The sequence below is a fragment of the uncultured Thalassolituus sp. genome, assembly GCF_950066645.1.
Lineage (GTDB): Bacteria > Pseudomonadota > Gammaproteobacteria > Pseudomonadales > Oceanobacteraceae > Thalassolituus.
Genome location: NZ_CATMFB010000006.1, coordinates 135,437 through 148,129 on the forward strand (window position 1 = coordinate 135,437; position 12,693 = coordinate 148,129).

The window sequence follows — 12,693 nt, forward strand, 5'->3', positions numbered from 1 at the left end:
AGAGAGACTTACTTTACACCTGTCTGTTAACTTTGACCAGCCTGACTCAGATATGAGTCTGACCTGAGGCCCTGACCATGCGTTCCTGACGCATGGAATACCACCACCAGATACTGCAGACAGGTGCCAGAATCAGACCGACAGGCAAACCGACCAGTAACAGCCAGCCCACCAGCGACAGGCCATATAGCACCCGGGCGATGTTGATTTCACCGACGATACAGACCTCGCTCAGTGAAAACATGATGTCGCAACCCATTAACTCGGCCAGGGCTGCGCCAAATACGATCAGCAGAAAAGGTGTCATCACCAGCAGAGCGGACGTCCACAGGCTGATCAGAGCTTTCTGTGACAGTTGCATTATTCTGCCTCCTCATCCCGCAGGCGGTTCTTGGCTTCGATCCACTGCGACATGTATTTGCTGCTTTTCAGATAATGATGACGGAGCATACCACTCAGGAACGGGAGTGTGCTCTGTCCTGTGCGGCCATTCATCAGGTGGTTAAGGCGATCCTTCAGTCTCTGGCCATGAATGTCCACCGAAAAGCGCGATTCCATCACCACAGGGCCACACTGACTCAGTGCGTGCCAGTGGCTGTCATCCTGATAGAGTGCCACCGCCGCTTCGACAAAATCCTGATCACTGTCACACACACTCGCCGGCATCTCAGCATCGCCGTACATCCCTTCCGCGCCAATGGGCGTCGTTACGGCTGGGGTGCCGAGACAGGCAGCCTCAAGCAACTTGCCCTTCAGGCCTGCGCCAAAGCGCAGAGGAGCAAGCATCACACGTGCATTGCTGATCACGTCTGTTGCACTGTCGGCCCAGCCTTTCACCAGAAAACCTGACTTTGGGTGATGCAGTTGTGTTGCTTTCGGCGGCGGATAGGCACCGTAAATATGGCACTCTGCCTGAGGCAGGCGTGCCCGGATCTGCGGCCAGAGTTCTTTGAGCTGCAGTACGGCATCCCAGTTCGGCGCATGACGGAAATTACCGATCGAGACAAAGTGCTGGCGCTGCGACAGTGGTACGAGCGGCCGCCGGTCCGGCGCGATCATAAACGGGGAATAACAGAGAATGTCTTCAGGCACAGGTAAGACCTGAGTCAGCCATTGCATCTCAACCTCAGAGATGACCAGGGTCAGGTCACAGCGGAGAATCGCAGCGACTTCACGATAAGCGAGTTCGCTGTTGAGATCCTCAGGCACCACAGACCGATTCTGCCTGAGAGCACGGTGCCGGGCATCCCGCAGACTGTGCATATCTTCCATGTCCAGCAGGCGCAGCGCTTCCGGGCAGGCCTCTTCTACCCGCCAGCCGAACTGTTCTTCCATCATAAACCGGTCAAACATCACCACATCCGGACGGATCCCGCCGATCCAGTCATTGAAACTGGAACAGTTGAGCCGGATGGCCACCGGCTCAATGCCAGCGTCTCTGAGATCCGGTGCATGGGAGCTTTCTTCCGCCGGGGATGCAAAGATGATACGGAAGCCTTCTTCACGGAAGACAGCCAGCAACTGCAACATCCGGCTGCCTGCGGCGGAGGAATCCGGTTCGGGCCAGACATACCCGATAACGACAAGTGTTTTCATAGCAGGCATTATAACCGGCCTCGATCAACTGCCGGGACAAAACTGTGCTACTGACAGCGAAAATTCTGATCACCTTTCTGACGGTTGTCCTGCTGGCCGCTGTCGCCCGTCGTATGGGTGCAGCGGCGGCGGGTGTTCTGGCCGGTTTTCCGCTCGGCAGTGCGATTACCCTTTACTTTATCGGCGCTGAGCAGGGGACTGAATTTGCTGCCGAAGGAGCAGTTCACACCATCGCCGGTCTGCTGGGCTGTCTGGCACTGGCCAGCAGCTACAGTGTCGTCGCCACGCGGTTTCCCCGGGCACGCCAGATCGCCCTGCCGGTCTGCCTGTCGGTGCTGGCATTTCTGCTGGTTGCCATGGTGCTGCAGTACCTGCCACGCCTGCTCTGGCTCTGCCTGTTGCTGACGCTCGCTGGCATTCTGATCACCCGTCACCTGCTCCGCCGTATACCAGATCATCCACTGACCATTGATCAGTCGTCGTTCTGGCAGAAGCCCGTCCCCGCCATTCTGTTCCGGGCGACGGCGGCAACGGCCAGTGTGCTGGGAATTACCGCACTGGCACATTGGCTGACGCCAGCGCAGGCGGGTCTGCTGTCGGCTTTTCCTGTGAGTTTTTTCCCGACACTGGTCGTACTGCAACTCAGCTATGGCGCTCCTGTGGTGGCCACCACAGTCCGCCAGTATCCTGAGGGCCTGGGGGCGATGGTGGTCTATGTCGTCACCGTCACCTGGAGCTATCCAGCCTTCGGCCTCAACGAGGGCACTGCCCTGGCACTCGCCAGCGCCATTGGATATCTGATCCTTTATGCACTGGCACGTCGGGCACTGCGGCGTACGACCTGATATAATCGCCGCCGTAATTAATCTGAACACACCACAGGTATCACATGAGCGACACCTTTCCTCCTCAGTTTCTGAAAGATGCAGTCGATCTGCTGGAAAAAGACGGATTCCGGACTTCTGACGTCTGGTATCACGGCACAGCGTCAGGCCTTGCCGAGTCCATCATGACCCAGGGTCTGATTGGAGGCGGCGACACAGAAACCGCTCAGCGCGAACAGAATACACTGGGCACCATAGGTAACCGTCAGTTTGCCGCTGCTGATCCGGTCTATCTGACCCAGAGCCGCGAGCTGGCACTCTACTGGGCCATCGAAACCACCCACCGCCGCAATATGTTCTTCCAGAAAAACGAGTTTCCTCTGGTGCTGCGCGTGGATATGACGGGGGTGGAAGTGAAGCCGGACGCTGGCGCTGCCGCCATTGCCATTGAACCAGGCAACAACTACATGGAAGCGCTTAAGCTGACGTACAAAGAAGCCGGTATCGATTTCCCTGAAGACATTAACCCGATGAAAATCGACCGTGATTTCTACCTGAAGAAACTGGGCATGGCGTACAGCGCTGATGCCATTCCTGCGGAACGCCTGTCCGTCGTTCGTCCGGACTGATGAAACGCATTTACCTGGCGGGGCCAGAAGTTTTTCTGCCGGATGCCGATCAACTCGGCGCACAGAAGAAAGCTCTCTGCTCCCGCTACGGTTTTGAAGGTCTCTTCCCACTCGACACTGTGATCCCGCCTGCGGAGACGCCCGAGGCGACTGGCTTTGCCATCTCCGCAGCTAACGAAGCTCTGATCGCCTCTGCCGATATTGTTGTTGCCAACCTGACGCCATTCCGTGGTCCCAGTGCCGACGTCGGTACCGTCTACGAGATTGGCCTCGCCCGAGGCATGGGAAAAACCATTCATGGTTACAGCAATGAACCTATGCCCTACACCCAGCGTGTATTTGCCCACTGCGGAGCAGGCAATATAGGTGATCAGCCTGTAGGGGACCTGCGCGACCGGGACGGGTTAAAAATTGAAGAATTTAATCTGACCGACAATCTGATGATCGACGGTGGCATCCGTCTGGCGACAGGCCTGCTGCTGGTTGCCCGGAAAAAGCTCTCTCTGAGCAACCTCGCTGTGATGGAAGACTTACTGCAGCGGCTCTGATCCCTCCACTGCACCACAGCCCAGCTCCGGTGACGTGAAGTTGAAGTACTTCTGGTCACGTGATCCGACAAAGCCGAATCGCTTCGACTCGACCACAATCACAGTTAACCCAGCCAGGGTACAGATCTGCGGATAATGCAGGTACACCTCCTCTGCGACCTCCCCGGATATGCCCTCACGGTCACAGACAGCGTTACCACACCCATTTCCTGAGAGCTCAATGGATACGCTAAGAGAAGCCGGAAGAGGCTCGCCACCAATTTTAATGCTGGTGGGTAAGTTGACGACCACAGAGCGGAACCGCACATCCTCATTCAGCGTATTATGCAGAGCAAGTAATTCACCCAGGCTGCTGTTTTCCGCCACCTTTGGCATGGCAAGAGGCCATATTAATGCTGCGGCAAAAATCACTGCGGTAACGGCTTTGTGAAGCACGGGAGTCGGCAACACACTCTCTTTTTCAAGCACCTGCCGGACGACGTAAGTTCCGGCTAACCAGTCATGCCAGCCACGACGATCAGTACGGTTAAAAATCATGAGGTAGGCGAGAGACAGCAAGCCACCAAACAATATTACCGTGACAGGCACCAGCACCCAGGACTCAAGCGAAGGAATTGAAAATTTATTCAGGGAAATTGGGAGGCTGAAGACTGCACTGCGAAGCAATACTTTCTGAGCTGAAGGTGAAGCGCCTTCTGCATCAACCAGCCAGATTTTCAACAGACGCTTACCAGGTGTCTGTCCATTCATCGCTGGCCTTTCCCAGAAGTAGAAATAACCAACAAGCAGCAGGTAGCCGCAGAAATAGCCAGGATAATAATGCTGCGCCCAGAAATCAGGGGCGGCAAAAAGAATTCCGAGTGCTATCAGCGACACGAGAATGTTGTCGATAAAAAAAGCGATGGCCCGACGCCAGAAGCCGGCTATGGGCGGCAATTGAATACTATCCATGACAGGACGTCCTTACTTCATTCAATGTGAGTTGTGCTGTTTACGAAAAAACACCCAGGCAAAAAACAGCATAAATACCGCATCATTGAGGCCATAGATGCTGTAGAACACACCGGCAAACAGATCCTGTGAATACACAGCACCCAGATCGTTAGCGCTGATCCACAGGCCCCAGGCGACCACGTATACCAGCTTCTCGACCGCAAATGCGCCTGCCAGCCAACGGATATTGCCGGTCGAAAACGCCGCGCCCAGGTAAGCGAGCCCCCAGACCATGATCATCAGTAAGCCGAAAGAAGACATGACAACAGGGTCAGCTTCCATCAGCGCGGTATTGGTGAATCCGCGGGAAAAAGTCAGCACGCCACCAATATTCATCAGGGCAGCAGCGATAAAACCTTTCTGTATCAGCGTAAAAGACATTCGTTAATTCCTTATTTCCGGTCGGCTGAGTGTACAGGTAAACGCCCATAAAAAAACCGGCCCTTGTGAGGCCGGTTTCCATTGCTGCGCGGTTAAGCAGCAAAACTTACGTACGGATAGCATGTGCGACCATCAGGAATCGCACATCGAGGGAACATTCAGTCGCGACGCTGGTTTCGACCTGTACTTCACCTGTACGAGAAACCAGCAACAAAGAATGAACAACCTCAGGCAGCGATCATTACATCATGCCGCCCATACCGCCCATACCACCCATGTCTGGCATCGCTGGCGCGTCTTCTTTCGGCAGGTCAGCAACCATAGCTTCGGTGGTAATCATCAGACCGGCAATAGACGCAGCCGCCTGCAGGGAAGAACGGGTGACCTTGGCAGGGTCCAGAATACCCATCTCGATCATATCGCCGTACACGCCAGTCGCCGCGTTAAAGCCGAATGAACCTTCACCGTTCTTCACTTTGTCGACAACAACAGAGCCTTCCGCGCCTGCGTTTGCAGCAATCTGACGGATTGGAGATTCCATTGCGCGCAGCGCCAGAGCAATACCAACGTTCTGATCTTCGTTGTCGCCTTCAACAGACACGGTGGACAGTGCGCGTACCAGAGCAACACCACCACCAGCAACAACGCCCTCTTCTACTGCTGCACGGGTTGCATGCAGAGCATCATCAACGCGGTCTTTCTTCTCTTTCATTTCAACTTCAGAACCTGCACCAACTTTGATGACGGCAACACCGCCAGCCAGTTTCGCAACACGTTCCTGCAGTTTTTCTTTGTCGTAGTCAGAGGTAGAGGCCGCCATTTCTGCACGGATCTGTTCAACGCGGGCAGAGACTTCGGCTGCTGCACCAGCGCCGTCAACGACAACGGTATTTTCTTTGCTGATCACAACGCGCTTAGCGGTGCCCAGCATATCCAGAGTGGTCGTTTCGAGAGACATGCCCACTTCTTCAGAAATCACCTGACCACCGGTCAGTACTGCGATGTCCTGGAGCATAGCTTTACGACGATCACCAAAACCTGGTGCTTTCACTGCCGCAACTTTGAAGGTACCACGCAGGTTGTTAACCACCAGAGTGGCCAGCGCCTGACCTTCTACGTCTTCAGCGATAATCAGAAGAGGACGACCGGACTTAGCAACCGCTTCAAGTACCGGGATCAGCTCCTGCAGATTGTCGATTTTCTTATCGACCAGCAGGATCAGTGGGTGTTCAAGTTCAGCAACCATTTTTTCCTGGTTGTTGACGAAATAAGGAGACAGGAAGCCACGGTCGAACTGCATACCTTCAACCACTTCCAGCTCGTCGTTCAGGCCTTTGCCTTCTTCAACGGTGATGACGCCTTCTTTGCCTACTTTTTCCATCGCTTCTGCGATGATTTTACCGACGGTTTCGTCAGAGTTAGCAGAAATAGTACCCACCTGAGCGATGGCTTTGCTGTCTTCACAAGGCTTAGCCTGTGCTTTCAGTGCTTCAACCACGGCCGCAGTTGCTTTGTCGATACCGCGCTTCAGGTCCATCGGGTTCATGCCTGCTGCAACTGCTTTCAGGCCTTCGTTAACAATCGCCTGAGCCAGAACAGTCGCAGTGGTTGTACCGTCACCCGCCTGATCATTGGCCTGGGACGCTACTTCTTTAACCATCTGGGCGCCCATGTTCTCGAACTTGTCTTCAAGTTCGATTTCTTTAGCAACTGAAACACCGTCTTTAGTGATGGTTGGTCCGCCGAACGCTTTGTCCAGAACGACGTTACGGCCTTTAGGACCCAGGGTCACTTTTACCGCATTCGCCAGGATGTTTACGCCTTCCAGCATTCTTGCGCGGGCGTCATTACCAAATTTTACTTCTTTAGCAGCCATAATAATTTTCCTTCAAATGAGTTGTCTGTACAGATCGTAGCCAGGTGACAATCAGGCTTCGATCACACCGTAAATATCGCTTTCGCTCAGGATCAGCAGCTCTTCGCCGTCGACTTTGATTGTGTTGGTGCCCGAGTACTTACCAAAGACCACGGTATCACCCACTTTGACATCTACAGCGCGTACATCGCCGTTTTCAAGAACACGGCCTGTACCGACAGCTACCACTTCGCCCTGATTAGGCTTCTCAGCCGCAGCGCCCGGCAGCAGGATGCCGCCCGCTGTGGTCTGCTCTTCTTCCTTGCGACGGACTACGACGCGATCATGTAAAGGACGAATTTTCATCGAAGTTTCTCCAATCTATTAGCACTATGGTGGATAAACGGGGAGCCTGACACTCAGTGTGACTGACTCAGAAGCCGCCCCAAAATCTGTTGTTTCTCTCTATGGGGGAGGAGCAAAGTGTTTTCAACACCTCCGCCACAAAAATTTTTCACATACGGCGATCAGTCTTCCCGGCGATAGTCGCCTTCAATCACATCACCCTGCCCCGGACGACGGGGTTCGCTCTGCGCCGAATGGCTCTGGGTGTAGTTCGTCTGTGTGCCCATCACAATATTGCCGGCGAAGCGCTTCATCACCGAGCGCGCCATCTGGCCACGAACGCCCGGCAGCAGCAGAGTGAAACCACAGATATCAGTCAGGAATCCGGGCGTCAGCAGAAGTGCCCCCGCCAGCGCCAGCAGAAAGCCTTCTGCCAGCTCCTGCGCAGGCAGTCCCCCCTGCGCCATGCGCTCATTTGCACGCATCAGTGTCGACAATCCCTGACGACGAAGAAGATTGACCCCGATGATGGCGGTCAGAAAAATCAGGGCAAATGTCCAGAGGACACCAATGGTACTGCCGACCTTGAACAGAACAGCCAGCTCCAGTATCGGCACTATGATAAAGATGATGAGTAACGGCACTGCGCTCTCCGACGTTGGCAGAATTCTCTGCATGGGTGTGTCTGGTATATGGGTACGGCTGTCGCGTTTTGCAAGCCGTCTCTACAGAGCCAACTGGGGTGGCGTGTTTGCCCCTGAAACTTTCACCCTCCGCTCTTACCTGAATAATTGTTCCTGTAAGTGCGTCAATATGACGGCAAATTGTCCCTTTTTGCCCTATTAAACGAACGCTCTTGCCCGGATAGTTCCGGCGTCCGCTGATTTTTTGAGGTTAATATTGATGGCGACCGAACATTTTGACGTCCTGATTGCCGGTGCTGGTCTGTCCGGTATCGGTGTGGCCTGCCACCTTGCACAGAAGTGTCCTGAGAAGAAAGTTGCGATTCTTGAAGCCCGCAGCAGTGTCGGAGGCACGTGGGATCTGTTCCGTTATCCGGGCATACGTTCCGACTCAGATATGTTTACTCTGGGTTATCGCTTCAAGCCATGGACCAGCGACAAAGGCATTGCCGATGGCGGTGACATCCGCGATTACATCCGTACTGCCGCCAGCGAAAATGGTATCGACCAGAAAATACGCTTTAACCATAAAGTGATTCAGGCGGACTGGAACAGTAAAGAATCTCTCTGGACCGTAACCGCAGACGTTGACGGCGATGTCGTGACATACACTGCAAAGTATCTGATGGGATGCACAGGGTATTACGATTACGACGAAGGCTTTACCCCGGAATTTGAAGGACGCGAAGATTTCGCAGGACAGATTATTCATCCTCAGTTCTGGCCTGAAGATCTCGATTACAAAGATAAAAAAGTGGTTGTCATCGGATCAGGTGCAACGGCCGTTACGCTGATTCCTTCAATGTCCCGGGATGTTGAGAAAATCACCATGCTGCAGCGTTCACCGACTTACGTCGTGCCGGTGCCAAGCAAAGATAAGCTGGCAATCCGTCTGCGCAAATACCTGCCAGAGAGTGCGGTATACACCATCATCCGCAGCCGTAATATTCTGCTGACGATGGCATTTTATAATTACTGCCGCCGCTTCCCGCAGAAAGCCCGTGAGTTTATTTTCAACTTTAACCGCAAAATTCTGCCGAAAGACTTTGATATGTCGCACTTCACTCCGAAGTACAACCCATGGGATGAGCGCCTGTGTGCGGTCCCGGGTGGCGACCTCTACAAAGCGATTCACAAAGGCAAAGCAGACGTCGTGACCGATCAGATTGAGCGCTTTACCGACAAAGGGATTCTGCTGAAATCCGGCAATACCCTGGACGCCGATATTATTGTCACGGCGACCGGACTGAAAGTGGTTGTTCTGGGTAAAATCAGGGTCACACTCGATGGTCAGCCGTTCGATGTCACTGACAAAATGAGCTACCGCGGCGTGATGTTTGAAGGTATTCCGAATGCGGCGATGGTCTTCGGTTACACCAACTCGTCCTGGACACTGAAAGCGGACCTGATTGCCGACTACTTCTGCCGTCTGGTGAAGTATATGGATAAGAAAGGCTACGACTCAGTTATTCCGGTCAACCACGATCCGGGTATGCCAAAGAAATCGTTTATCGACATGACTTCTGGCTACATTTCCCGCGTGAAAGACCAGCTGCCACTGCAGGGCACCCGTGGTGCCTGGAAACTGCATCAGAACTACTTCCGCGACTGGATCTCTCTGCGCCTGAGTGGTTTTGGCGTAAAAGAGCTGAAATACGGACGTAAATAAGCGTCTTTGTCACCCCGCTGTTACATCAGCGGGGTGAACTCCTCCCAAACCTGACATAGAGCCAGCCCCGGGTCATACCCGTCAGGATTGCAGTTATACTCTGTTTTCTCACTACTTATTTCTTCTCCGCCTCCGGAGGTATTTATGAATCTGAAACAGAAAACCATCGCTGTTACGGGCGCTGGTCAGGGACTCGGCCGCTCTATGGCCGTTGAGCTGGCCCGCAAAGGCGCGAACATCGCGGTGATTGATCTCAACGAAGAAGCCATGCATGAAACGCAACGTCAGGTAAATGCGTTGGGCAGCGAAGCACGCTGCTATGTATGCAATGTCGCTGACGAAGAGTCCGTCGAAACAACCTTTAACGCAATTGCCGCTGATTTTGGTGGACTGCACGGCCTGGTCAACAATGCGGGCGTGTTACGGGATGCCCTGATGGTAAAAGCCAAAGGCGATGAAATCACTAAGATGTCACTGGCGCAGTGGCAGACCGTGATTGATGTGAACCTCACCGGGGTATTTTTATGTGGACGGGAAGCTGCCGTGCACATGATACGGGGCAAAGAACCCGGCAGTATCATCAATATCTCCAGTATCAGTCGTGCGGGAAATATGGGGCAGACAAACTATTCTGCCGCCAAGGCCGGGGTGGCTGCGATGGCCGTGACCTGGGCAAAAGAACTGGCGCGCTACAATATCCGCGCAAATGCCATTGCGCCCGGATTTATTTCGACCGAGATGACGTCGGGTATGCGTCCTGAAACTCTGGAAATGATCTGCTCTGGTATCCCTGCATCGCGTATGGGGACACCAGAAGAAATCGCCCATGCTGTGATCTTTCTGATGGAAAACGAGTACGTATCCGGTCGGATCGTCGAGGTGGATGGCGCCTTGAGAATCTGATGGCGCAACCCACCGCAGAAGAAAAACTCTGGCTGGCACTCAGTCAGGTTCCCCGGGGCCATGTGATTGCGTACGGTGCGCTGGCATCTCTTGCGGGCCTTCCGGGGCGCGCACGCTGGGCAGGTCGGGCATTATCGACACTGCCGGCGGACACGCGCCTGCCCTGGCACCGTGTGATCAACGCAGGAATGCGTATCAGCTTTGCTCCGGGCTCCCCGGCATTTGAACGTCAGAAACAGAAACTGGAAGCCGAAGGAGTGACGGTTTCTGGTAATGGACGCGTTCATGCTCCTCGGTTTGGCGCTGATTTCACCTCCCAGGACTTCCGCAAAGCGACGCCGGATGACCTCTCTGTCGCTAAATAACCCCCGCCGTATCCGCAACACCGCCGGTGACATACACAGGTAGCGCTCACCAACTATTCATTTCATGCATGATTCTGGATTCATTTATTACGAATATTTTATTGATCAAAACACGCCGGAAACGATAGTAAGTACAAACTAACATACAGAATCGGACAGCCCTCTGACACTTCCGGCCAGACGGTGTAATAGAAAGAAGACGCTAACCGGCCTCCTGAGGTGAAGCTATCCTAGTACCAGAAGCAGATGAAGAAGTTGTTTCAGATCAAAAAGGCACCGGATTTTGTCGCCCGATCACCTGTAATCCCTTCAGGGTTTCATGGATATTAGCTGTCATCGGGATCGCCGGGCGATCCACCATAAAAACAACCGAATTTGCAGGTACTCTCATGGCTAACGAATTTTTCGACGTACTTATCATTGGTGCTGGTCTGTCTGGCATTGGTGCAGCATGTCACCTGAAGAAAGAATGTCCGGGCAAGAGCTTCGCTATTCTGGAAGGTCGCCAGGCGATTGGCGGCACCTGGGATCTGTTCCGTTATCCTGGCATCCGTTCAGATTCTGACATGTACACCCTGGGTTACGACTTCAAGCCATGGGTTAACCAGAAAGGCATCGCAGACGGTGATGATATCCGCGGTTATATCCAGGAAGCCGCTCAGGAAAATGACGTCGAAAGCCACATTCGCTTCGGTCATAAAGTGACTGGCCTGAACTACTCCAGTGCTGATTCTCTCTGGACCGTTGATGTTGAAGTGAATGGCGAAGCCCGCCAGTACCGCGCCCAGTTTGTTCTGAGCTGCACCGGTTACTACAACTACAACGAAGGCTTTACGCCTGAGTTCGATGGTCGTGAAGACTTTAAAGGTCAGGTTCTGCACCCGCAGTTCTGGCCTGAAGACCTGGACTACACCGGCAAGAAAGTAGTGGTTATCGGCTCCGGGGCCACTGCAGTGACTCTGGTTCCGGCGATGACTGATAAAGCCGAAAAAGTCACCATGCTGCAGCGTTCACCGTCGTACGTGATTTCTGTGCCGCAGATGGACCCAGTGATCAAATTCATGCGTAAGATCATGCCTGAAAAGTGGGTGTATAAAGTCACCCGTGGTCGTAACGTGACCATTACACTGGCGATCTACAACTTCTGTAAGAAGTTCCCGGGCCTCGCCCGCAAACTGCTGCAGAAGCAGGTAGCTGCGCAGCTGCCAAAAGATTTCGACATGAAGCACTTCACACCTAAGTACAACCCATGGGACGAGCGCCTGTGTGCCGTGCCTAACGGTGATATGTTCAAGGCGATTTCCAAGGGCAAGGCAGACGTTGTCACTAATCACATCGACCGCTTCGTCGAAAACGGCATCCTGCTGAAAGATGGTTCTACCCTCGAAGCCGACATCATTATCACAGCCACAGGCCTGAAAATTCAGCTGCTGGGCGGCATCGACATCAAGAAGGATGGTGAAATCATCCCGATGAACGAAAAGATGAGCTACCGCGGACTGATGTTCCAGGACGTACCTAACTTCGGCATGATCTTCGGTTACACCAATGCCTCCTGGACCCTGAAAGCAGACATGCTGGCAAAATGGTTCTGCGGTCTGCTGAAGCACATGGATCACAACGGTGTACGTCAGGTACAGCCTGTGAATCACGGTGGTTCGATGGAAACACGTCCGTTCGTTGATATGCAGTCTGGCTACATCGCCCGTGTTGCAGACACTCTGCCGCGTCAGGGCATGGAAAAGCCATGGAAACTGTATCAGAACTACTTTGCTGATATGGCGTCTCTGAAGCTGGGTAAATACGACGTGGACACGCTGGAATACAGCAACCAGGTTGTGACCTCAGAGCCACGTACGGCCTGATCGGTTTATCCCGATAAAAAACCCGGCAACTGCCGGG

Annotated in this window: 14 protein-coding genes; 7 read left to right on the forward strand and 7 right to left on the reverse strand. The window is 53.6% G+C overall.

The features are described 5' to 3' along the window. Positions 1-46 precede the first annotated feature (46 nt). Both Q1L85_RS07310 and Q1L85_RS07315 read right to left on the reverse strand, forming a co-directional pair. On the reverse strand, positions 47-361 hold the full coding sequence (locus Q1L85_RS07310) for a hypothetical protein (RefSeq protein WP_300427986.1): 315 nt from the start codon (positions 359-361) through the stop codon (positions 47-49). Continuing rightward, on the reverse strand, positions 361-1,605 hold the full coding sequence (locus Q1L85_RS07315) for a glycosyltransferase (protein ID WP_307726805.1): 1,245 nt from the start codon (positions 1,603-1,605) through the stop codon (positions 361-363). Before Q1L85_RS07315 ends, Q1L85_RS07310 begins: the two co-directional genes overlap by 1 nt. 35 nt (positions 1,606-1,640) lie before the next feature. On the opposite strand from Q1L85_RS07315, the gene Q1L85_RS07320 reads away from it, so the two are divergent. From Q1L85_RS07320 to Q1L85_RS07330, 3 genes are read left to right on the forward strand one after another with little or no spacing between them, the layout of a single operon-like run. Beyond that, entirely contained in the window at positions 1,641-2,441 is an 801-nt protein-coding gene (locus tag Q1L85_RS07320; protein ID WP_300427984.1) for a hypothetical protein, read from the forward strand. A 44-nt stretch (positions 2,442-2,485) separates the two neighbouring features. Further along, entirely contained in the window at positions 2,486-3,049 is a 564-nt protein-coding gene (locus Q1L85_RS07325; RefSeq protein ID WP_300427983.1) for a hypothetical protein, read from the forward strand. Further along, positions 3,049-3,597 (forward strand): nucleoside 2-deoxyribosyltransferase, encoded by a 549-nt coding sequence (locus tag Q1L85_RS07330; RefSeq protein WP_300427982.1) that lies wholly within the window; start codon positions 3,049-3,051, stop codon positions 3,595-3,597. The genes Q1L85_RS07325 and Q1L85_RS07330 overlap by 1 nt, the downstream gene beginning before the upstream one ends. Here Q1L85_RS07330 and Q1L85_RS07335 read toward each other — a convergent pair. From Q1L85_RS07335 to Q1L85_RS07355, 5 genes are all read right to left on the reverse strand, one after another. Next, on the reverse strand, positions 3,580-4,548 hold the full coding sequence (locus tag Q1L85_RS07335) for an RDD family protein (RefSeq protein WP_300427981.1): 969 nt from the start codon (positions 4,546-4,548) through the stop codon (positions 3,580-3,582). The two genes, Q1L85_RS07330 and Q1L85_RS07335, sit on opposite strands and share 18 nt — an antisense overlap. 21 nt (positions 4,549-4,569) lie before the next feature. Then, on the reverse strand, positions 4,570-4,971 hold the full coding sequence (locus Q1L85_RS07340) for a hypothetical protein (protein WP_300427980.1): 402 nt from the start codon (positions 4,969-4,971) through the stop codon (positions 4,570-4,572). A gap of 241 nt (positions 4,972-5,212) precedes the next feature. Further along, positions 5,213-6,847, reverse strand: coding sequence for a chaperonin GroEL (groL, locus tag Q1L85_RS07345; RefSeq protein ID WP_300427979.1), 1,635 nt, complete (start codon positions 6,845-6,847; stop codon positions 5,213-5,215). A gap of 51 nt (positions 6,848-6,898) precedes the next feature. Beyond that, on the reverse strand, positions 6,899-7,192 hold the full coding sequence (locus Q1L85_RS07350; RefSeq protein ID WP_300432734.1) for a co-chaperone GroES: 294 nt from the start codon (positions 7,190-7,192) through the stop codon (positions 6,899-6,901). A gap of 161 nt (positions 7,193-7,353) precedes the next feature. Then, on the reverse strand, positions 7,354-7,848 hold the full coding sequence (locus tag Q1L85_RS07355) for an FxsA family protein (RefSeq protein WP_300426768.1): 495 nt from the start codon (positions 7,846-7,848) through the stop codon (positions 7,354-7,356). 226 nt (positions 7,849-8,074) lie between these two features. On the opposite strand from Q1L85_RS07355, the gene Q1L85_RS07360 reads away from it, so the two are divergent. From Q1L85_RS07360 to Q1L85_RS07375, 4 genes are all read left to right on the forward strand, one after another. Further along, entirely contained in the window at positions 8,075-9,523 is a 1,449-nt protein-coding gene (locus tag Q1L85_RS07360; RefSeq protein ID WP_300426767.1) for an NAD(P)/FAD-dependent oxidoreductase, read from the forward strand. 144 nt (positions 9,524-9,667) lie between these two features. Next, positions 9,668-10,426 (forward strand): SDR family oxidoreductase, encoded by a 759-nt coding sequence (locus tag Q1L85_RS07365; protein WP_300426765.1) that lies wholly within the window; start codon positions 9,668-9,670, stop codon positions 10,424-10,426. Then, positions 10,426-10,791, forward strand: a complete 366-nt coding sequence (locus Q1L85_RS07370) for an MGMT family protein (protein WP_300432737.1) — start codon at positions 10,426-10,428, stop codon at positions 10,789-10,791. Before Q1L85_RS07365 ends, Q1L85_RS07370 begins: the two co-directional genes overlap by 1 nt. 389 nt (positions 10,792-11,180) lie before the next feature. Then, complete coding sequence (locus tag Q1L85_RS07375; RefSeq protein ID WP_300426762.1) at positions 11,181-12,656, forward strand: NAD(P)/FAD-dependent oxidoreductase; 1,476 nt, start codon at positions 11,181-11,183, stop codon at positions 12,654-12,656. Positions 12,657-12,693 lie beyond the last annotated feature (37 nt).